Annotated in this window: 17 protein-coding genes and 1 pseudogene; 5 read left to right on the plus strand and 13 right to left on the minus strand. The window is 69.4% G+C overall.

Going from position 1 to position 20,190, the window contains the following annotated elements; genetic code table 11:
• Positions 1 to 45: 45 nt before the first annotated feature.
• The 4 genes from OHA11_RS24950 to OHA11_RS24965 all read right to left on the minus strand — a co-directional run bounded on the left by OHA11_RS24950 (position 46) and on the right by OHA11_RS24965 (position 5,346).
• The gene (locus OHA11_RS24950) at positions 46 to 1,452 is read right to left on the minus strand and encodes an FG-GAP and VCBS repeat-containing protein (protein ID WP_266499861.1); all 1,407 of its coding nucleotides are present in this window, start codon (positions 1,450 to 1,452) and stop codon (positions 46 to 48) included.
• Positions 1,453 to 1,463: 11 nt separating this feature from the next.
• Complete coding sequence (locus tag OHA11_RS24955; RefSeq protein ID WP_266499864.1) at positions 1,464 to 2,921, minus strand: FG-GAP-like repeat-containing protein; 1,458 nt, start codon at positions 2,919 to 2,921, stop codon at positions 1,464 to 1,466.
• Between the two features lie 98 nt (positions 2,922 to 3,019).
• Entirely contained in the window at positions 3,020 to 4,498 is a 1,479-nt protein-coding gene (locus OHA11_RS24960) for a VCBS repeat-containing protein (RefSeq protein WP_266499866.1), read from the minus strand.
• 554 nt (positions 4,499 to 5,052) lie between these two features.
• On the minus strand, positions 5,053 to 5,346 hold the full coding sequence (locus OHA11_RS24965; protein ID WP_266499868.1) for a hypothetical protein: 294 nt from the start codon (positions 5,344 to 5,346) through the stop codon (positions 5,053 to 5,055).
• 118 nt (positions 5,347 to 5,464) lie between these two features.
• On the opposite strand from OHA11_RS24965, the pseudogene OHA11_RS24970 reads away from it, so the two are divergent.
• Positions 5,465 to 5,702: pseudogene (locus OHA11_RS24970) on the plus strand (IS1380 family transposase); the annotation flags it as partial.
• A gap of 97 nt (positions 5,703 to 5,799) precedes the next feature.
• Here the strand turns inward: OHA11_RS24970 and OHA11_RS24975 are convergent.
• The 6 genes from OHA11_RS24975 to OHA11_RS25000 form a co-directional block, all read right to left on the minus strand.
• Positions 5,800 to 6,072, minus strand: coding sequence for an FG-GAP repeat protein (locus tag OHA11_RS24975; protein ID WP_266499869.1), 273 nt, complete (start codon positions 6,070 to 6,072; stop codon positions 5,800 to 5,802).
• On the minus strand, positions 6,041 to 7,060 hold the full coding sequence (locus OHA11_RS24980) for an FG-GAP and VCBS repeat-containing protein (protein ID WP_266499871.1): 1,020 nt from the start codon (positions 7,058 to 7,060) through the stop codon (positions 6,041 to 6,043). The genes OHA11_RS24975 and OHA11_RS24980 overlap by 32 nt, the downstream gene beginning before the upstream one ends.
• On the minus strand, positions 7,060 to 8,376 hold the full coding sequence (locus OHA11_RS24985) for a VCBS repeat-containing protein (RefSeq protein ID WP_266499872.1): 1,317 nt from the start codon (positions 8,374 to 8,376) through the stop codon (positions 7,060 to 7,062). The genes OHA11_RS24980 and OHA11_RS24985 overlap by 1 nt, the downstream gene beginning before the upstream one ends.
• Before the next feature lie 213 nt (positions 8,377 to 8,589).
• Positions 8,590 to 9,759, minus strand: a complete 1,170-nt coding sequence (locus OHA11_RS24990) for an RNA polymerase sigma factor (protein WP_266507429.1) — start codon at positions 9,757 to 9,759, stop codon at positions 8,590 to 8,592.
• A 71-nt stretch (positions 9,760 to 9,830) separates the two neighbouring features.
• Complete coding sequence (locus OHA11_RS24995; RefSeq protein WP_266499873.1) at positions 9,831 to 10,238, minus strand: YciI family protein; 408 nt, start codon at positions 10,236 to 10,238, stop codon at positions 9,831 to 9,833.
• 261 nt (positions 10,239 to 10,499) lie between these two features.
• Complete coding sequence (locus tag OHA11_RS25000) at positions 10,500 to 12,815, minus strand: (Fe-S)-binding protein (protein ID WP_266499875.1); 2,316 nt, start codon at positions 12,813 to 12,815, stop codon at positions 10,500 to 10,502.
• A gap of 419 nt (positions 12,816 to 13,234) precedes the next feature.
• Between OHA11_RS25000 and dnaK the strand changes: the two genes are divergently transcribed.
• From dnaK to OHA11_RS25020, 4 genes are all read left to right on the plus strand, one after another.
• Positions 13,235 to 15,103, plus strand: a complete 1,869-nt coding sequence (gene dnaK, locus OHA11_RS25005) for a molecular chaperone DnaK (protein ID WP_266499877.1) — start codon at positions 13,235 to 13,237, stop codon at positions 15,101 to 15,103.
• The gene (gene grpE, locus OHA11_RS25010; protein WP_266499878.1) at positions 15,100 to 15,780 is read left to right on the plus strand and encodes a nucleotide exchange factor GrpE; all 681 of its coding nucleotides are present in this window, start codon (positions 15,100 to 15,102) and stop codon (positions 15,778 to 15,780) included. The genes dnaK and grpE overlap by 4 nt, the downstream gene beginning before the upstream one ends.
• A gap of 87 nt (positions 15,781 to 15,867) precedes the next feature.
• Positions 15,868 to 17,070, plus strand: coding sequence for a molecular chaperone DnaJ (gene dnaJ / locus OHA11_RS25015; RefSeq protein ID WP_266499880.1), 1,203 nt, complete (start codon positions 15,868 to 15,870; stop codon positions 17,068 to 17,070).
• A 7-nt stretch (positions 17,071 to 17,077) separates the two neighbouring features.
• A complete protein-coding gene (locus OHA11_RS25020) occupies positions 17,078 to 17,545 on the plus strand; it encodes a helix-turn-helix domain-containing protein (protein ID WP_266499881.1) in 468 nt (155 codons plus the stop codon).
• Positions 17,546 to 18,004: 459 nt separating this feature from the next.
• Here OHA11_RS25020 and OHA11_RS25025 read toward each other — a convergent pair whose 3' ends face one another.
• The 3 genes from OHA11_RS25025 to OHA11_RS25035 form a co-directional block, all read right to left on the minus strand.
• The gene (locus tag OHA11_RS25025; protein WP_266499882.1) at positions 18,005 to 18,928 is read right to left on the minus strand and encodes a serine protease; all 924 of its coding nucleotides are present in this window, start codon (positions 18,926 to 18,928) and stop codon (positions 18,005 to 18,007) included.
• A gap of 152 nt (positions 18,929 to 19,080) precedes the next feature.
• A complete protein-coding gene (locus tag OHA11_RS25030; RefSeq protein WP_266499883.1) occupies positions 19,081 to 19,281 on the minus strand; it encodes a DUF397 domain-containing protein in 201 nt (66 codons plus the stop codon).
• Between the two features lie 9 nt (positions 19,282 to 19,290).
• Positions 19,291 to 20,172 carry a helix-turn-helix transcriptional regulator gene (locus tag OHA11_RS25035; RefSeq protein WP_266499886.1) on the minus strand — a complete coding sequence of 294 codons (882 nt, stop codon included), beginning with the start codon at positions 20,170 to 20,172 and terminating at the stop codon, positions 19,291 to 19,293.
• Positions 20,173 to 20,190: the final 18 nt, after the last annotated feature.

A 20,190-nucleotide genomic window follows, 5' to 3' on the forward strand; every position in this document is an offset into this window, starting at 1 on the left:
AAGAGTGCGTGAGGGGGAGGGGGTCTGTCCGTGACCGGTCCGCGGTCAGTCCGCCAGTTCGGCCACGAACCTGGTGAGTGACTGGAGGCCGAGGACCTCGGCCGTGAGCATCGACGAGCCCTGGCCCGTCAGGCCGCCCGACGCGGTGCCCGGCAGGATGTGGAGGCGGCCCAGTTCCGGGGCGGACGCGATGAGTTCGGGGCGGCCGTCGCGGGTGAAGTCGCGCAGCTGGACCGACTCGCCGAACCAGGCGTCGTTGTCCTCGCCGGGCTCGCCCTCGACGCCTGCGGTGGCGTAGTCGTACATGCGGGCGTTCGTGCCGGTGAGGCCGGACCTGCCGCCGCGCAGGACGGTGACACCGCCCATGCGGAACCAGTTGTCGCCGATCACCTCGCCCGCGACGCCGACGGCGAGGTCGGGGTAGCCGTCGCCGTTGGTGTCGGCGGCCGAGACGTCACTGCCGAAGTAGTCGACCGACTCCGGCGTGCCGGGGACGCCGGACGTCGACTGGGTGATCTTCTTCGCCGGGCCGCTGGGGCCGGTGGAGGTGCCCGGGAGCACGAAGACCGCCCCGCCCGTGCCCGAGCGGCGGCTGCCGAGTGCCAGGTCGCCGTACCCGTTCTTGTCGAAGTCGGCGATCGTGACGCCGGCCTCGGTCAGTGAGGCCGACGCGGGCAGGCTCACCTTCTTGGTCTTCTTCGGGCCGCCGGAGCCGCCCTTGTAGAACCAGACGCGGTCGCTGTCGGTGTCCCAGTCGCGGCCCAGGACAGCGAAGTCGGCCGTACCGTCCTTGGTCACCTTTCCGGAGGCGACGACGACCGGGTCGATGTTCTCGCCGTCGGTCGGGTCGAAATTGGTGGCGGTGCCGCGGGAGCCGGACTTGGTGAACGGGCCGCGCAGGTACCAGATGTTGATGTCGTCGACCGCGACGACGTCCTGCCTGCCGTCGGCGTTGAAGTCGCCGACGGCGATGTCGAGCGCGAAGCCGCGGTCCCTGTACTGGGGGTTGTGGTACGAACTCCCCTTCTTCAGGCCGGACTTCGAGCCCCACAGGACGGTGAACGTGCCGTTGTAGGAACCGTCGTTCTCGCCGGGCGCGGTGGCGATCACGTCGGCGTAGCCGTCGGAGTTCAGGTCCACCGTGGTGATGTCCGTGCCGAAGTAGTCGTTCGTCTCCGCCGCGCCCGGGATGCCCGCGCTGCTCTGGGAGACGACCGTGCGGCTCGCGGGGGCGAGGCCGGTCGCCGAGCCCCAGATGACGACGACGGCGCCCGCCTTCTTCTTGCCGCCCACGGTGGCGCCGTCGTTGCCGATGGCCAGGTCCCGGTAGCCGTCTCCGTTGAAGTCGTCGTAGTGCTTGGCGGGCGCCGCGGCGGCGGGGGTGGTGAGGGTCAGCGGGGCGACGCCCGCCGCCAGGACGGCGGTGAGGGTCAGCATGGTGCGGATACGCATGTGACGTCCCGTCAGTCGGTGAGGCCGGCGCCGAACGCGCCGTACGTGTAAGGCAGGTTGAACGCGCCGGGGCCGAAGCCGCGGTCGCCGTCCGGGGAGATGCCCGTGCCGTCGGAGAGCATCGCGGTGACCGCGCCGACGCCCTCGCCCTCGAAGGTCGCGGAGACCGTGTAGTCGGCCTTGCCGTCGGCCGTGACGTCGGTCAGCAGGACGTCGGAGCCGAAGTAGTCCATGGCCTCGGCGCCGCCGGGGACACCGGCGGAGGCCTGGGAGAGGGTGCGGCCGCCGGTCTCGGAGACGCCGTCCGCCGAGCCCTGGAGGAGGACCGTGGAGCCGGTGTCCTCGATCGTCTCGATGTCCTCGAAGATGACGCCGATGGCCAGTTCGCCGTAGCCGTCGCCGTTCACGTCACCGATGGAGAGCGCGCTGCCGAAGCCGTCGCGCTCCTCGTCCGCGCCGGGCACGCCCGGGGAGTCCTGGGTGAGTTCGGCCATGGGAGCGTCGCCGTTGACCGGGCCGCCCGCCGAACCGCGGATGACCGTCACCTTGCCGCCGAGGCTGCCGGAGTGGTCGTCCTCCGCGGTGAAGACGTTGCCGAGGGCGATCTCGCCGTAGCCGTCCCCGTCGATGTCACCGATCGCGATGGAGGTGCCGCCGTTCAGGCCGCGCGGCACGGAGGTGTCCAGGCCGGCGGACGTGCCGAGATACGCGACCCCCTTGGACCAGCTGTTGGGACCGTCCCCGGTCAGCTCGGTCCGGTACGTCAGCACGAGGTCGGCCTTCCCGTCGCCGTTCGTGTCGCCGGCCTTGATCGCGTCGACACCGTACGGGGAGGTCTCGGGCAACGCGATCCGCTGGGCGGCGCCGGTCGTGCCGGAGCGGGTGAAGCCGCCCTTGACCACGTACGCGTGCGAGACGGTCGTGCCCGCGGCCAGGTCGGCCTTGCCGTCGCCGTCGAAGTCGCCCGCCGTCAGGACGCGGCCGAACTCGTCGTGCGTGGTGGCCGCCGGGTCCGCGACCGTCGTACCGCCCGCGAGGCCGCTCGCGCCGCCCCACAGGATGGCGACCGTGCCGCCGTCGACGTCGCTGCCGACGTCCTCGCCGGACGCGCCGACCGCGAGGTCGGCAAAGCCGTCACCGTCGAAGTCGGCGACCGCGAGTGCCGAGCCGAAGGCGTCCTCGGCCTCCGGGGTGCCGGGCACACCGGCCGAACTCTGGTCGATCACCGTGCGGTTGGCCGGGTCGAGGCCGGTGGCGCCGCCGTAGACGACGGCCACGTACCCGGCCATGACCTGGTCGCCGACCTTGGCGTACGGCGCGGCGAACGCCACGTCGCCGTAGCCGTCGCCGTTGAAGTCGCCCTTCAGGCCCGAGGGGGCGGCGGAGGCGGTGACGGGGAGCGCCACCAGGAGCCCGGTCGTGAGGGCGGTGGTGAGCGTCGTGGCGAGGAGGAGAGTGCGCTTGCGCAAGAGAGGTCTCCGGTAGTGGGGACGACGGGCCCCGCACCTGTGTGGTGCGGGGCCCGCCGGATGGTGAAAGAGGGAAGGGACGTGCTCGGTCGGCGAACTCAGTCGGCGAAGTTGACGCCGAACGACGGGGTGCCGGTCGTCGACACACCCGCGCTGCTCGGCGAGACGGACCGCGAGCCGGACGTGGTGATCTTCGTGCCGTTCGACGGCAGGTACAGCACCGCGCCGTTGCCCGCGTTCTCGTACGAGCCGACCAGCAGGTCGGCCCGGCCGTCGCCGTTGACGTCGTCGAGCTTCGCGTCCGAGCCGAGCTTGTCGTTCTTCTCGTCGCTGCCGGGCACACCCGCCGTGCTCTGCGCGAAGTACTGGGTGCCGGAAGCGGTGTTGAGGCCGTTCGCCGAGCCGTACAGGACGGTGACCGCGCCCGTGTCCGTGATGCTGTTCAGGTCCTCGCCGGCGGAGCTGACCACGATGTCCTGGTAGCCGTCGCCGTTGATGTCGCCGAGGTCCAGCTCGTAACCGAAGAGGTCGTTCTTCTCCGAGGAGCCGGGGACGTTGCCGGTGTTCTGGGTGATGCCCGCGGTGGCGCCCGGGCCGTCGGCGGTGCCGTAGGTGACGTTCACCTTGCCGCCGAAGGCCGAGTCCGGGACCGTCGTGCCGTCGCTCAACGTGCTGTCCCAGTACGCGCCGGAGACGATGTCGCCGAAGCCGTCGCCGTTGACGTCGCCGATCGCGGTGATCGCGCCGGCCTTCACGATCTGCGCCGACGAGATGGCGAGGCCGCTCGCGGCGCCGGGCACGAAGTAGTTCCTGGCCCAGCCGTATTCGGTCCCGGTCTCGAAGCCGTCGATGACCAGGTCGGTCTTCTTGTCGCCGTTGACGTCGCCCGCGGTGAGGTTGATCGGGCCACGGGCGTCGCCGCCCGACTGGATCGGGGGCTTGAGCGTGTACCGGCCGCCCACGGCGGTGCCGGACGCGCTGATGCCGCCCTTGTAGACGTAGACCGTGCTGGAGGAGTTGCCGACGGCCAGGTCGGCCGTGCCGTCGCCGTCGAAGTCGCCGGCGGCAAGGTTCTTGCCCCAGTAGTCGTGCGCGGAGACGGCCGGGTCGGCGACGGTGACGCCCTTGCCGGTCAGGCCGCTCGCGGAGCCCCACAGCACGGCGAGAGTGCCGCCGTTGGTGTCGCTGCCGACCTTCTCCCCCGGGGAGGACACGGCGAGGTCGTCGTACCCGTCGCCGTTGAAGTCGGCGTACGCGGTCTCCGCGCTGAAGGCGTCACCGGCCTCCGCGGTGCCGGGGACCCCGGCGCTGTTCTGGCTGAGCGTGGACCGCTTGGCGGAGGACACTCCGGTGGCGGTGCCGTAGAGGGTGACGAGCTGGCCGGCGGTCGCGCGGCCGTTCACGTAGGCGCCCGCGGCCGAGAAGGCCACGTCGCCGACGCCGTCGCCGTTGAAGTCGGCGTGCGGCACGGTCGTCGAGTCGGCGGCCGTTGCCGTCACCGCCGAGAAGGTGAGCAGACCGCCCGTCAGCGCGGCAACGGACGCCGTCGCGAGGGTGAGTCGCAGATGCTTGTGCATGCGGGATTCTCCTGCTGCATGCGGGGACGCCTGGCGGGCGCCCGCAGTCAATGGGGTGCGTTCCGCTCGCGTTCGCCCGGAGTTCTCCTGGGCTTTACGGGCGGTTGGCGATCAGAAGACCCGTGGGGAGGGGGCAGGGTTGTACGGGGGTCGAGAGTTTTTGCAGAAGACTTCTGAGGTCAGAGGGCTAATTGGGGCATACGGGGAGGGATCGGTCCCTTTGGAGGCCCACAACGACCGCACCACGCAACCACAGAGTCCCCGTCAGTGAACTGACGAGGACTCATGAGCGATCGGGGCCGGCGGCCAGCCGCCGGCCCCGCGCAAGCGTGCCGTGCAAACCCGGGGGTTGCTATCCGTTTGCCGGAGGGGGAGCAACCGGATTGGCGTCTGGCGGAGGAGGGGCGACCGGATCGGCACCAGGGGCGCCAGAAACGGCGTTCTGAGTCACAATGTCGAAACCCGCTATGACGTCACCTCCACTGCCATCGAGGTGCTCTTCTTGGAACGGCTTCATGTAAACTGTCCGCCATATCGCGGGCGCTCCGTTGAATTTATAGATCACCCGGATGTAGTTGTTGCCCGAGTGGATGCTTACTGCGTTTGTCCCATCCCCGGTTGATGCTGCCATCACCGGTTAAGCATGCGTACGAATTGGCCATCGCGACTTGGCCGATGCCGCTCCTTATTCCGTTGTACCCGATGGTGACATGTCCGTCATTGGCCGAGTAATCCGTGTCCACCATGCCGTCTGCCTGCGCGGATGGCATGAAGATCACCGCAGAGCCCAGCCCGATCACGGCCCCCAATGCCATCACTGGCATCCGCACTCGCTTACCCTTTGACATGTTGCTCACCTCTCTGGGTCGAAATTAACTACGCAGCTACTTCGGACTCGCCTTTCATTGGATCTGTCGGCATTGACAGTGTCGCCAATCGTCCAGACCGTGGAAACGGTGCTGCAAATCGGCGGCACTCACGCCGTGGCGCAAGCCGCGGGCCGGACACGATCCAGGCAAGATCCTGCTGGATGTGGCCCTGGCCGTCGCACTCGGCGGAGACTGCCTGGCCGACATCGGCATGCCGCGGGCCGAGCCGGATGTGTTCGGCCCGGGGGCTTCCGATCCGGACGGTCTCCCGTCTTGTCGACACACTCGCCGCCTTCGGCCCGAATGCCCTTGCGGCGATCCGGGACGCACGTTCCCAAACGCGCGGGCGGCTCTGCCGCCTGGGCGCGACAGCCACAACCGGTCCGCAGCCAACACACGACCTCCGCCATGGCTCCCGTCCGGTCGGTCCGCTCAGGACAACCGCAGCGGCACCCCAAGCTCCCCCGGCGTAAGGAGCTGTACCTTCTCCGCATCGAACCCGCCATCCGTCCCCCGCAACACCAGGAACGCCCCCGCCCGCTTCTCCCACAACGGCGCGAACGCCACCGCATCGTCATGCCCGTCACCATCCACATCCAGCAACGGCGGCTGATAACCGAACTCGTTCCACTTGTACGGGTTGGGCGTCCCCGGCAACCCGTCGGTCAGGGGATCAACGGCCTGCTCCCCGTCCGCGGACGGCACCCCCGACGCCCCGCCCGGCAGCAACGTCGTGCCCCCGATAGCCCGGCGTGTTCACGACGGCATCCGGCTTCCCGTCGCCGTCGACGTCCCCGACGGCCGGCGACGACCCGAAGTCGATCCGCCGCTTCTCTCCGCCCCTGCCCTCGATGACGGACTCCGAACGCCCGTTCCCGAGCCCGGACTTGGCCCCGTACAGGATGGTCAGCGCACCACCCTCCGCGGGCATGTCGGCGGGCGCCACGGTGAGCTGCGTGGGCAGCAGCAGGTCGTCGACGCCGTCGCCGTCCGCGTCACCGGCGGCAGGCGTACGCGGCCCCTCGAAGGTGCCCACGGCCTTGCTGATGCGCGGTTCGAGCGCGGTGTCGCGTACGAGCCCGTCCGCGCCGCCCTCGTAGGAGCCGACCATGTACAGGCTCTCGGGCGCGCTCTCGTCCTCCTCCGCGTCGAAGTCGTACGTGAACACCACCTCCGCCTTCCCGTCGGCGGCGGCGCGCGGCTGGAAGCCGTCGGGCAGGGCCAGCTCGGTGGCCTTGCCCAGACCGCGGGGGCCGCCGAAGAGGGCGAGGGTCCCGAGCGGGGCGCCGGCGTTCCCGCGGGCGACGACCAGGTCGGTGAAGCCGTCGCCGTCGAGGTCGGTGCGCAGCGGGCCCGAGACGAAGCCCGTGCCCTTCTCGCTCGCCTTCCGGCCCGCCGAAGCCCGTTGAGCCGAGGCCTTGTTGAGGCCGTCGGTGGAGCCGTAGACCACCGTGAGTGTCTCGGCGTACCGCTTCTTGTCCTTGGACTCCGAGTACACGACGGTCGCGAAGTCGTCGTATCCGTCGCCGTTGAAGTCCCCGGGGTCCGGGTTGTCGGACGGCTTTCCGGCGGCGGGCCCCTTCTGTCCGCTGCCTGGCCGGTCCGGGGAGCCGTCGCCGCCGCACGCCACGGCGAGGCTCGCGACCAGGGCGACGGCCACCGCCGCCTGCCCGGTCCTCGAAGGGCGTCCCATCAGCTGTCCATACCCAGGAACCCCGAGGTGGAGAAGGTGAGGGTGGGCTCGCGTGCGAGCAGGCCCTTCTTCTCGCCCGGGTACACGGCGATCGTGTCCTTCGTGTCCCCGCGATACGTGCGGACCACCAGATCCGCCCGCCCGTCTCCGTCGAAGTCGGCCACCTTCAGCACCCGGGTGGTGCCCCGGGCGGGCGGCGGCACGGTCACCATCCCGGCCTCGGACAGACCCGCCGTACGACCCTTCAGGACCCGCAACTCCGAACCGCTGGACACGAGTTCGCTCACCCCGTCCCCGTCGAAGTCCCCGGCGTCCAGGACCGTACCCGCGACGTCGAGTTCGGCGCGCCCGGTGCCCGGGACGTCGTACCGCAGCGCGGTTCCGCTCATCGAACCGATCGCCGCGTCGAGCCCCTTGCCCTTCCCGAACCGGCCGAAGGCGACGTCGACTCCGCGCGGGAGGGCGACCGCTGCGCCGGTGGGCCCGGCCGGTCCGCCCAGAACGAGGGAGGCGGGGGACGCCGCGGCGGCGGAGGCCTCGGCGGTACGGACGAGCAGGTCGTCGTAGCCGTCACCGTCGACGTCAGCGGCCGGCGGTGTGGGCACGTTTCCGGGCGAGGCGATCGGCGCGCCGGCCGCCTTCGGGGCGCCCTTGCGCGTGAACGGGCCGCGCAGATAGCTGAGTCGGCCGTCGGAGGCGTGGACGACGAGATCCTCGGCCTTGTCACCGTCGAAGTCCCCGCACACCGGCTGGTCGGGCCAGTCGTTGCCGAAGCGGGCCTGCGCGGGAACCATCAGCTTCACCGCCTTGCCGGTCAGGCCCCGGGCCGAGCCGAAGAGGAGCTGCAGCGGGACGGGCGGCTGGCCCTGTCCGTCGTACGGCGGATCGGTCGAGACGACGAGGTCCGTGAAGCCGTCCTTGTCGAGGTCGCAGCTCGCCTCGGCGTCGAAGACGGCGGGCAACTGCCCTTCGGTGTCAGCGGCGTTCCGCGCGGGGCTCAGCAACTGCCGGGCTCCGGGGGCGAGTCCGCGCTCCGACCCGTAGACGACGCCGATTCCGGCGTCGTCCTCGTGGCTGCCGCGCTTGACGAGGTTGTTGAGTACGAGGTCCGGGTGCCCGTCGCCGTTGAAGTCGTCGGCGGTGCGGCTGCCCCTGCCGAGCGGGACGGGGAGCTGGGCGGGGGCGTTGGCGATGGTGACGGGTTCGCGGTTTCCCGCCGAGTCTCCGTCGCTCCGGTCGGCGGTGGGGCCGCATCCGACGGCGAGGCCGCCGCCGAGGACGCATCCGGTCAGGGCCGCCGCTATCCGCGTACTCATTCTTCGCCCGCGCACCGTGAACCTCATCCGACCCGAAAACAACAACGCGGTCATCATGCACGTGTTCGAGCTGGGGGTAAATGGTGGTAACGCGGTGAAGTGTGTGTACTGAATTCTTTACCTTCGGCGATTCGGGCATCCGCCCCAACCTTCCGAATAGCTAAGAAAATTTCCTTTCGGTGGCCGCGGATTTCGAATATTCCCATCCGGATTTTAGCTTTTGGGCTGTCCGTCACTTTTGGGCTGTCCGGCGGCGTTGAGCCGGGCGGCCTGGCGCGTCAGGTGGTCGCGCTCGGCGAGGTTGGGTGCCTTCTGCGCCGCCTCGGCGTACAGCCGTGCCGCCGTCGCCAGGTCGCCGTCGCGCTCGTGGAGGTACGCCGCCACCGCCGTGTGGCGGGGCAGTGAGTCGTCCAGCGCCGCGAGTGCCGCGAGGCCCGCCCGCGGTCCGTCGGCCTCGCCGACCGCCACCGCGCGGTTGAGCCGGACGACCGGACTGTCCGTCAGGCGCGCGAGCTCGTCGTACCACTCGACGATCTGCACCCAGTCGGTCTCCTCGGCGGCGGGTGCGTCGGCGTGCAGGGCCGCGATGGCGGCCTGGGCCTGGTACTCGCCCAGCCGGTCGCGGGAGAGGGCCATCTGCAGGATCCCGACGCCCTCGGCGATCACCTTCGTGTCCCAGCGGCCGCGGTCCTGCTCGGCGAGCGGTACCAGGCTGCCGTCGCGCGCGGTCCGGGCGGCGCGCCGGGCGTGGTGGAGCAGCATGAGGGCGAGCAGCCCCGCCACCTCGGGATGGTCGATCGCGCCCGCGAGCTGCCGGGTGAGCCGGATGGCCTCGGCGGCGAGGTCGACATCGCCGGAGTAGCCCTCGTTGAAGACCAGGTAGAGGACGCGCAGCACGGTCGCGACATCACCGGGCCGGTCGAACCGCACCTCGGAGACGGTGCGCTTGGCCCGGCTGATGCGCTGCGCCATGGTCGCCTCGGGCACCAGGTAGGCCTGGGCGATCTGGCGGGTGGTCAGCCCGCCGACGGCCCGCAGCGTGAGCGCGACCGCCGACGACGGCGTCAACGACGGGTGGGCGCACAGGAAGTAGAGCTGGAGCGTGTCGTCCGCGGAGGGCGCGGGCCCCGGCGCCGGTTCCTCGTCGACGAGGTCCTCCCGTCGGCGGCGGGCGGTGTCCGCCCGGGTCGCGTCGAGGAACTTGCGCCAGGCCACGGTGACCAGCCAGCCCTTCGCATCCCGCGGAGGGTCGGCCGGCCAGACACGGACCGCCTCGACCAGCGCGTCCTGCACGGCGTCCTCGGCCGCCGCGAAGTCGGCTCCGCGGCGGACGAGGATGCCGAGCACACCCGGCGTGAGGCTCCGGAGCAGGGCCTCGTTCACCTCGTCCACCTCAGGTGCCTTCGGTGTCCCTGGCATCTCCGGTGGCCCTGGTGTCGCTGATGTCACTGGTGTTACTCCGTGATGGTGGGCGACTCGCCGTAGAACGGGCGCAGCTCCAGCCACTCGTGGATCGGCTTCCCGCCCGCCCCGGGGGCTGCCGACAGTTCCCCGGCCAGCTCGACGGCGCGCTCGTACGTATCGACGTCGATGATCATCCAGCCGGCGATGAGGTCCTTGGTCTCCGCGAACGGGCCGTCGGTGACCGGCGGGCGGCCCTCGCCGTCGTACCGGACCCATGCCCCCTCGGGAGCGAGCGCCTGACCGTCGACGAACTCGCCGGTCTCCTCCAGCCGGGCCGCGAAGTCGTTCATGTACTGGATGTGGGCCGAGATCTCCTCGGGCGTCCACTTGTCCATGGGGACGTCGTTGACCGGGGTCGGGGCGCCTCGGTAGTGCTTCAGCAGCAGGTACTTGGCCATGGTGTGTCTCCTCGGTACTGGTGCGAGTGCGGCCCATTGTGGTCGCGTTCACAGCGGGGACGGAGCGAGGCACGGGTTCTCGACATCACCGGCAGATTTTCTTCCGGCTTTTTTTCCGGACCTCACTCTTCCGGACCTCCGGAGACGACAGCACCCCACTTGACCTCGTACGACGACAGCACCCCATGTCCCTGGCGTGAACCTGGACATGGGGTGCTTCGTTCGTTACGGGCATGCGGCCCTACGCCGCCGGTGGCGCCGTCACTTCACCGGCTGGGGCTCCGGTGCGCTCTCGGCCGTCGCCTCGCCCGCCGGGGGCTCGTCGTCCACCGGGGTCTTGACGGACTCCAGGAGCAGCTGGGCCACGTCCACGACCTGGATGGACTCCTTGGCCTTGCCGTCGTTCTTCTTGCCGTTGACCGAGTCGGTCAGCATGACCAGGCAGAACGGGCAGGCGGTGGAGACGATGTCCGGGTTGAGGGAGAGGGCCTCGTCCACGCGCTCGTTGTTGATGCGCTTGCCGATCCGCTCCTCCATCCACATCCGCGCACCACCGGCGCCGCAGCAGAAGCCGCGCTCCTTGTGGCGGTGCATCTCCTGCTGACGCAGGCCCGGGACGGCGGTCATGATCTCGCGCGGAGGCGTGTAGATCTTGTTGTGCCGCCCCAGGTAGCAGGGGTCGTGGTAGGTGATGAGGCCCTCGACCGGGGTCACCGGGATCAGCTTGCCCTCGTCGATCAGGTGCTGGAGCAGCTGGGTGTGGTGGATGACCTCGTAGTCGCCGCCGAGCTGCGGGTACTCGTTGCCGAGGGTGTTGAGGCAGTGCGGGCAGGTCGCGACGATCTTCTTCGCGGACTTGGGCTTCCTCGACTCCGCGGGGAAGTTGCCCTCGTCGTCCATCTCCTCGCCGAACGCCATGTTCAGCGCGGAGACGTTCTCCATGCCGAGCTCCTGGAAGAGGGGCTCGTTGCCCAGGCGGCGGGCGGAGTCACCGGTGCACTTCTCGTCGCCGCCCATGATCGCGAACTTGACGCCCGCGATGTGCAGCAGCTCGGCGAAGGCCTTGGTGGTCTTCTTGGCGCGGTCCTCAAGGGCGCCCGCGCAGCCGACCCAGTACAGGTAGTCGACCTCGGACAGGTCCTCGATGTCCTTGCCGACGACCGGGATCTCGAAGTCGACCTCCTTGGTCCACTCCAGGCGCTGCTTCTTCGCCAGACCCCAGGGGTTGCCCTTCTTCTCCAGGTTCTTGAGCATCGTCCCGGCCTCGGACGGAAAGGCGCTCTCGATCATCACCTGGTAGCGGCGCATGTCGACGATGTGGTCGACGTGCTCGATGTCGACGGGGCACTGCTCGACACAGGCGCCGCAGGTGGTGCAGGACCACAGCACGTCGGGGTCGATGACGCCGTTCTCTTCGAGGGTCCCGATGAGCGGGCGCTCGGCCTCCGCGAGGGCGGCGGCGGGTACGTCCTTGAGCGCCTCGGCCGAAGCCTTCTCATTGCCCGACCCCGCGCCGCCAGGCGCTGATGGATCCAGTTTGCCGCCACCGGCGAGCAGGTACGGGGCCTTGGCGTGCGCGTGGTCCCTCAGGGACATGATCAGCAGCTTCGGGGAGAGCGGCTTCCCGGTGTTCCAGGCGGGGCACTGCGACTGGCAGCGCCCGCACTCCGTACACGTCGAGAAGTCGAGGATGCCCTTCCAGGAGAACTGCTCGACCTGGGAGACACCGAAGACGTCGTCCTCGCCGGGGTCGGTGAAGTCGATCGGCTTGCCGCCGGAGGTCATCGGCAGCAGGGCGCCCAGGGCGGTGCCGCCCTCGGCGTTCCGCTTGAACCAGATGTTCGGGAAGCCGAGGAAGCGGTGCCAGGCGACACCCATGTTGGTGTTCAGCGCGACGGTGATCATCCAGATCAGCGAGGTGCCGATCTTGATCATCGCGACGAGGTAGACGAGGTTCTGGAGCACGCCGAGGGAGAGCCCCTTGAAGGCGAGGACCAGGGGGTACGAGGCGAAGTACGCGGCCTCGTAGTGCTCGACGTGGTGGATCGCGCCCTCAAGACCGCGCAGGGCGTAGATCGCGAGGCCGATGGTGAGGATGACGTACTCGACGAAGTACGCCTGCCAGGCCTTGGAGCCCGCGAAACGGGACTTGCGGCCGGCGCGGGAGGGCAGGTTCAGCAGCCGGATCGCGATGAGCACGGCGATGCCGAGGATCGTCATCACGCCGATGAACTCGGTGTACATCTCGAACGGCAGGAAGCCGCCGATGACCGGCAGGGTCCAGTCCGCCTCGAAGAGCTGTCCGTACGCCTGCGCGAGGGTCGGCGGCAGCGTCAGGAAGCCGATCGCGACGAACCAGTGGGCGAAGCCGACGATGCCCCACCGGTTCATCCGGGTGTGGCCCAGGAACTCCTTGGCCAGGGTGATCGTGCGTGCCTTGGGGTTGTCGGTGCGGCTGCCCGCGGGCACCGGCTGGCCGAGCTTCACGAACCGGTAGATCTGCGCGACGGCTCGGGCGATGAGCGCAACACCGATCACGGTCAGGACCAGCGACACGATGATCGCGGCGAGTTGCATTTCGGGGCTCCTCGGGCCTGCGAGGTTCTCTTCGGGGCGGGTCTCCCTGGTTCCCCGAAGATTGATTACTAAGCGGTAACTTATGTAGTCCTCTGAGACTACCCACTCCTGTGTCCGCACTGTAGTCAGGGGCGCGGTGATCTGCGTCGCTGAGGCTTGCCTGAGCGGGTCGCGCCCCTTCGGGGGGAGTGTGGGGCAGGGACATTATGCGGCTCCGTCGCGTGGGCGCGACCGGTCCTGGGGCTGCTCTCGCCGACCCCGACCGGCCCGCAGGCGTCCGCCGATCCGCAGGTCAAGGCCTCATTGCGCGTAAGGGTGAGATAAGAGTTGAGCCCCTGCGACTCACCTCTGTTGACCGAGCGGGGAGCGTCGTGCACACTTGAGTCCGTTCCACTCAAGTCATTGCTGGAGGAATTGAAATGGCACGTGCGGTCGGCATCGACCTGGGCACGACTAACTCCGTCGTCAGCGTTCTGGAGGGCGGTGAGCCCACCGTCATCACCAACGCCGAGGGCGCCAGGACCACGCCGTCCGTCGTCGCCTTCGCCAAGAACGGCGAGGTGCTCGTCGGCGAGGTCGCCAAGCGCCAGGCTGTCACCAACGTCGACAGGACGATCCGTTCGGTCAAGCGCCACATGGGCACTGACTGGAAGGTCGCGATCGACGGCAAGGACTTCAACCCGCAGCAGATGAGCGCCTTCATCCTGCAGAAGCTGAAGCGTGACGCCGAGGCCTACCTGGGCGAGAAGGTCGTGGACGCGGTCATCACCGTGCCCGCGTACTTCAACGACTCGGAGCGTCAGGCCACCAAGGAGGCCGGCGAGATCGCGGGCCTGAACGTCCTGCGCATCGTGAACGAGCCCACCGCGGCGGCGCTCGCGTACGGCCTCGACAAGGACGACCAGACGATCCTCGTCTTCGACCTCGGTGGCGGCACCTTCGACGTGTCCCTCCTGGAGATCGGCGACGGCGTCGTCGAGGTGAAGGCCACGAACGGCGACAACCACCTCGGTGGTGACGACTGGGACCAGCGGGTCGTCGACTACCTGGTCAAGCAGTTCAACAGCGGCCACGGTGTGGACCTCGGCAAGGACAAGATGGCGCTCCAGCGCCTGCGCGAGGCCGCCGAGAAGGCCAAGATCGAGCTGTCCAGCTCCACCGAGACCTCGATCAACCTGCCCTACATCACCGCCTCCGCCGAGGGCCCGCTGCACCTGGACGAGAAGCTCACCCGGGCTCAGTTCCAGCAGCTGACGGCTGACCTCCTGGAGCGCTGCAAGACGCCGTTCCACAACGTCATCAAGGACGCGGGCATCCAGCTCAGCGAGATCGACCACGTCGTTCTCGTCGGTGGCTCGACCCGTATGCCCGCCGTCGCCGAGCTCGTCAAGGAGCTGACCGGCGGCCAGGACGCCAACAAGGGTGTGAACCCGGACGAGGTCGTCGCCATCGGCGCCGCCCTCCAGGCCGGTGTCCTCAAGGGCGAGGTCAAGGACGTCCTGCTCCTCGACGTGACCCCGCTGTCCCTCGGTATCGAGACCAAGGGAGGGATCATGACCAAGCTCATCGAGCGCAACACCACGATCCCGACCAAGCGGTCCGAGATCTTCACGACGGCCGAGGACAACCAGCCCTCCGTGCAGATCCAGGTCTACCAGGGCGAGCGCGAGATCGCGGCGTACAACAAGAAGCTCGGGATGTTCGAGCTGACCGGTCTGCCGCCGGCCCCGCGTGGGGTCCCGCAGATCGAGGTCGCCTTCGACATCGACGCCAACGGCATCATGCACGTGACCGCGAAGGACCTGGGCACGGGCAAGGAGCAGAAGATGACCGTCACCGGCGGCTCCTCGCTGCCGAAGGACGAGGTCGACCGGATGCGCCAGGAGGCCGAGCAGTACGCGGACGAGGACCACCGTCGCCGCGAGGCCGCCGAGTCCCGCAACCAGGGCGAGCAGCTCGTCTACCAGACGGAGAAGTTCCTCAAGGACAACGAGGACAAGGTCCCCGGCGACGTCAAGACCGAGGTCGAGACGAGCATCGAGGAGCTGAAGACCGCGCTCAAGGGCGAGGACACCACCGAGATCCGTACGGCCACCGAGAAGGTCGCCGCCGTCTCCCAGAAGCTCGGCCAGGCGATGTACGCCGACGCCCAGGCCGCGCAGAACGCCGCGGGCGGCGCCGAGGCCCCGGGTGCCGACGCGGGCGCCGGTGCCAAGGCCGCCGACGACGACGTCGTGGACGCCGAGATCGTGGACGAGGACCGTGACCGCAAGGACGGTGCCGCGTGACGGAGGAGACCCCGGGCTTCGACGAGCAGCAGTCGCAGCAGCCCGACGTTCCCTCCGGCGCCACCCCTGAAGACGCCGAGCCGAAGGCTGCCCCCTCCGCGGAGGAGGGGGCGCCCTCGGCCGGGGACGCGGCAGCAGCAGCGCAGATCGCGGCCCTCACCGCCCAGCTGGACCAGGTGCGCATGGCGCTCAACGAGCGCACGGCGGACGTCCAGCGGCTCCAGGCCGAGTACCAGAACTACCGCCGCCGGGTCGAGCGCGACCGGATCGCGGTCAAGGAGGTCGCCGTCGCGAGCCTCCTGACCGAGCTCCTGCCCGTGCTCGACGACATCGGCCGCGCGCGGGAACACAGCGAGCTGGTCGGTGGTTTCAAGTCGGTGGCCGAGTCGCTGGAGAGCGTCGCGGCGAAGATGGGTCTGCAGCAGTTCGGCAAGGAGGGCGAGCCCTTCGACCCGACGATCCACGAGGCCCTGATGCACTCGTACGCGCCGGACGTCACCGAGACGATGTGCGTGGCGATTCTGCAGCCGGGGTATCGCTTCGGCGAGCGCACCATCCGCCCCGCGCGGGTGGCGGTCGCCGAGCCGCAGCCGGGCGCGCAGCCGCTCAAGGGCGACGAGACGGACGGGACCCAGTCTGCCGACGACAAGGAGAGCGGTGGCCCGGAAGAGGGCTGACGTGAAACAGGGCGTACGCGCGCCCGTATGCACCACGAAGACCAAGCGCGTACGTGACGGTGACGTACGGAAGGAGGGGCGTCGAGGATGAGCACCAAGGACTTCATCGAGAAGGACTACTACAAGGTCCTCGGCGTCCCCAAGGACGCCACCGAGGCCGAGATCAAGAAGGCGTACCGGAAGCTCGCCCGCGAGAACCACCCGGACGCCAACAAGGGGAACGCGAAGGCAGAGGAGCGCTTCAAGGAGATCTCCGAGGCGAACGACGTCCTCGGGGACCCCAAGAAGCGCAAGGAGTACGACGAGGCCCGCACCCTCTTCGGCAACGGCGGGTTCCGGCCCGGACCGGGCGCCGGAGGCGGCAACTTCAACTTCGACCTGGGCGACCTCTTCGGAGGCGGCCCCCAGGGCGGAGCGGGCGGCGCCGGTGGCGCGGGCGGGGCCGGCGGCTTCGGCGGCGGTATCGGTGACGTCTTCGGCGGCCTGTTCAACCGCGGCGGCACGGGCCCCGGCACGCGTACGCAGCCGCGGCGCGGCCAGGACATCGACACCGAGGTCACGCTCAGCTTCACGGAGGCGGTGGACGGCGCGACCGTTCCGCTCCGCATGACCTCGCAGTCCCCCTGCAAGGCCTGTTCGGGCACCGGCGACAAGAACGGCACACCGCGCGTGTGCCCGACCTGCGTCGGCACCGGCCAGGTGGCGCGGGGCTCGGGCGGCGGCTTCTCGCTCACCGACCCGTGCCCCGACTGCAAGGGCCGCGGCCTGATCGCGGAGCACGCGTGCCTGGTCTGCAACGGCTCGGGGCGCGCCAAGTCGTCCCGCACCATGCAGGTCCGTATCCCGGCCGGGGTGTCGGACAGCCAGCGCATCCGGCTCCGCGGCAAGGGCGCACCGGGCGAGCGGGGCGGACCGGCCGGCGACCTGTACGTGACCGTGCACGTGGACGCCCACCCGGTCTTCGGCCGCAAGGGCGACAACCTCACCGTCACCGTGCCCGTCACCTTCACGGAGGCGGCGCTCGGCGGCGAGATCCGGGTGCCCACGCTCGGGGGACCTCCGGTCACCCTGAAACTGCCCCCGGGCACGCCCAACGGCCGTACGATGCGCGCCCGGGGCAAGGGCGCGGTCCGCAAGGACGGCACCCGCGGGGACCTGTTGGTCACCGTCGAGGTGAGTGTCCCCACGGACGTGACGGGGAAGGCTCGTGACGCGCTTGAGGCGTATCGCGAAGCCACCGCGGACGAGGACCCGCGGGCGGAGCTGTTCCAGGCCGCGAAGGGAGCATGAGGACACCATGGACGCAACCGGACGCCGTCGACAGGGTTCTTATTCCGCATATGAGTTGACGGAAGAAACACCGGTGTACGTCATCTCGGTGGCCGCCCAGCTCTCCGGCCTGCACCCGCAGACCCTGCGCCAGTACGACCGCCTCGGCCTGGTCTCCCCGGACCGCACGGCCGGGCGCGGCCGCCGCTACTCGGCCCGCGACATCGAACTGCTGCGCACCGTCCAGCAGTTGTCGCAGGACGAGGGCATCAACCTCGCGGGCATCAAGCGCATCATCGAACTGGAGAACCAGGTCGCCGCGCTCCAGTCCCGCGTCGCGGAGATGGAAGCGGCCCTGGACGGCGCGGCAGCGGCGATGCAACAGCGCGAGGCCGCGGTCCACGCCTCGTACCGCCGCGACCTGGTCCCGTACCAGGAGGTCCAGCAGACGAGCGCGCTGGTGGTGTGGCGCCCCAAGCGCCAGCAGTCGGACTGACGGCCTGGCGGACTGACGGCCTGGCGGCCTGACGGACTTGGCGGACCGACACCACGCCAACTGTGTGAAGGGGCCCGGGGGTTGAGACAGCGATGCTGTTGGCGAACCCCGCTGGATGAGGGCAAGTGGGTTCTGCGTCCCAGCGACACGCCGTAAACCCGGCGTGTCGCTGGGACTCTCCCGACATTTACTTCGCCCGGCGGATTCGGCAACAGCATCGTTGAGATGGCTGACGCGCCCCGAACTCCTCCGTGACGCGGACGTACGCGTCGAGGTCGCCGTGATCGGGGTCTCCGCGATCGGGGTCGCCGTGATCGGGGTCGCCGTGATCGGGGTCGCCGTGATCGGGGTCGCCGTGATCGGGGTCGCCGTGATCGGGGTCGCCGTGATCGGGGTCGAGCGGGTCGAGCGGGTCGTGGAGCGCGGCGAGCCGAGGATGCCGGAACGCCTCGCTCGCCGTCAGCTGTTCTGGGCCCGGTCGTACACCTTCTTGGCCGTGGCTCCCCACACCTCTCCCTGCATCTCGGTCGGGGTCAGGCCGTCCAGTGAGGCGTTGACCGAGACGATGGTGCCCTTGCCCGTGGTGGCGTTGAAGTCGGCCAGCCAGGGGCCGCCGCTGGCGCCGCCGGTCATGTCACAGGGGATGGCCTGCGAGCCGTCGCTCTTCTTCTTCGCCGTACCGACGCAGCGCAGGAGTTGCTCGCCGAGCTGTGGGTTGGTTGCGGAGTATCCGAGGGCGGAGATGGTGCCGCCGACGGCGCGGTTGAAGGCGATGGCCTGGCCGCCCACCACGTCGGTGAGTTTACGGCCGCTCATGTCGGCGTCGACGGTCAGCGCGGACATGTCGTTGGTGGAGTCTTCCTCCCAGCTGCGCGGGGCCGCGGCGCTACGGACCGCGAACATGCCGTACGGCTTCTGGCCCTTGAGGTAGCCGGGGACGAACACCATCGAGCTGCTGGTGTTCACGGGCGAGGAGCCCAGGCGCACGCAGTGCGCCGCGGTCATCACGGCGGAGCGGTTGGCGCTCTTCACGGCCGTGGCCGTGCACCAGGTGTCGGAGCCCCGGGCGTTGACGAAGAAGAGCCGACCCACGGTCTTCAGAGCGGTGCCCTCCCACGGTTTGGCCTTCGGCCCGGTCGGGCCGAGGTCCACCGACTTCCCGACGGCCTTGATACGGGCCGACGTCCAGTAGGCGAGGGCGTCCTTGCGTTCCTTGGCGGTGAAATTCACGACGGAGACCGGGTCGGGCGCGGCGGCCTGTGCCTGGCCCGCCATCGCCATCGCCGCGAGCGGGGCGGCGACGGCGAGGGCCGTGGTGGCCGCGGCGAGTCCCATGCCCCGGCGACGAAGACGCCGGACGAAGGAAGTGGAGGTCTCGGGCATGGCGGATATCTCCTCGGTCGGTGCAGGCAGCGGCAGCGGACGGGTGCCGTCCGAACGCCCTGCAAGAGGAGGTACCCGTCTGTCCGGTTCGGGCTGTCGATGATCTGTGACACAAGGGTGCGCGTGGGGCCGGGGGTGCCACCGGCCCGACCTCAGGAGTCGTGAGTCGGGCGCCCGGCTGTACGGGCGTGATGCAGCAGCCCCGCGAGGCCCTGCGGGGCGGTGGACACGATGACCTCCGGGGTGTCGCTCTCGCGGAGGCGGAGGGTGCCGTCGAGGGCGGTGGCTATGTAGAGGCAGTTCTGGTCGGGGGCTCCACTGAACGAAGACTTCTGCCAGTGCAGTTCGGACATCAGGGCCTCCTAGAGGGTGTAGAGCAAGTGCTGGATGAGAGAAAGCGAGTCCTTCACCGAGTGTGCATCGGGGGCCAACGATACGTCGACAGGACCGAGGGCGTTCTCGGCGAGCCGGTCGAACAACGTGCCGTACTGAACGAGTTGTGCTGGCTCGCGCAGGTAGTCGGTGGCCGTCGCGCGGTCGAGGACCACGGTGCCCAGCCGTGGAGCATGGGGGATGACATGGACGAAGTTCCCGCTGAGGGCCGCGTACGCCTGTGCGCTGAACGGATAGACCTGGATCGTCACGTTCGGCTGTCGGGCCAGCTCGATGAGCCGCACCAGCTGCTCGCGTACGACTTGGGCGCTGCCGAACCGCATGTGCAGAGCGGCTTCGTGGATCACGGCATGGACGGAAGGCGGGTTCTTGCCGGTGAGGATGTGCTGCCGTTCCATACGGAACTTCAGGGCCTCGTTGATGTTCTCGAAGCCCAGCTTGGGGCTGTTGAAGATGGCCCGCGCGTAGTCGGCGGTCTGGAAGAGCCCCGGAATGAACAGCGACTCGTGTACCCGCAGTGATGCGGCCTGGGCCTCCAGTTCAGCGAGGTTGAGTGCACCAGACCCCAGATGCTTCTTGTGCGCGCTCCACCATCCTTTGCCGGTTGCCTCGGACAGGGACACCAGCGCGTCAATATAGGGCTTGTCTGTGCAACCGTACGTGTCGCACAACTCCAGGAGCCGCTCAGTCAGGATCGATGTCCGACCCAGCTCGATATGACTGAGCTGCGCTCGGCTCATGCCGATGCGCTGAGCGGCGTCAGCTGCGCTTAACCCCGCCTGTTCGCGCAGTTGTTTGAGTTCGAAGCCCAGACGGTGCTGGCGTTCACTGATGGTGGTGCGTAGTCCCACGGTCGCTCCTTGGAAGCT

This window comes from Streptomyces sp. NBC_00878, from assembly GCF_026341515.1.
Taxonomy (GTDB): Bacteria; Actinomycetota; Actinomycetes; order Streptomycetales; family Streptomycetaceae; genus Streptomyces.

What these genes read in the sequence shown, in the direction of transcription:
- OHA11_RS24950 (WP_266499861.1), bottom strand. Translation starts at nt 1,452, where the DNA reads ATGCGTATCCGCACCATGCTGACCCTCACCGCCGTCCTGGCGGCGGGC.
- OHA11_RS24960 (WP_266499866.1), bottom strand. Translation starts at nt 4,498, where the DNA reads ATGCACAAGCATCTGCGACTCACCCTCGCGACGGCGTCCGTTGCCGCG.
- OHA11_RS24965 (WP_266499868.1), bottom strand. Translation starts at nt 5,346, where the DNA reads ATGTCAAAGGGTAAGCGAGTGCGGATGCCAGTGATGGCATTGGGGGCC.
- OHA11_RS24980 (WP_266499871.1), bottom strand. Translation starts at nt 7,060, where the DNA reads ATGGGACGCCCTTCGAGGACCGGGCAGGCGGCGGTGGCCGTCGCCCTG.
- OHA11_RS24985 (WP_266499872.1), bottom strand. Translation starts at nt 8,376, where the DNA reads ATGAGTACGCGGATAGCGGCGGCCCTGACCGGATGCGTCCTCGGCGGC.
- OHA11_RS24995 (WP_266499873.1), bottom strand. Translation starts at nt 10,238, where the DNA reads ATGGCCAAGTACCTGCTGCTGAAGCACTACCGAGGCGCCCCGACCCCG.
- OHA11_RS25000 (WP_266499875.1), bottom strand. Translation starts at nt 12,815, where the DNA reads ATGCAACTCGCCGCGATCATCGTGTCGCTGGTCCTGACCGTGATCGGT.
- dnaK (WP_266499877.1), top strand. Translation starts at nt 13,235, where the DNA reads ATGGCACGTGCGGTCGGCATCGACCTGGGCACGACTAACTCCGTCGTC.
- dnaJ (WP_266499880.1), top strand. Translation starts at nt 15,868, where the DNA reads ATGAGCACCAAGGACTTCATCGAGAAGGACTACTACAAGGTCCTCGGC.
- OHA11_RS25020 (WP_266499881.1), top strand. Translation starts at nt 17,078, where the DNA reads ATGGACGCAACCGGACGCCGTCGACAGGGTTCTTATTCCGCATATGAG.
- OHA11_RS25025 (WP_266499882.1), bottom strand. Translation starts at nt 18,928, where the DNA reads ATGCCCGAGACCTCCACTTCCTTCGTCCGGCGTCTTCGTCGCCGGGGC.
- OHA11_RS25030 (WP_266499883.1), bottom strand. Translation starts at nt 19,281, where the DNA reads ATGTCCGAACTGCACTGGCAGAAGTCTTCGTTCAGTGGAGCCCCCGAC.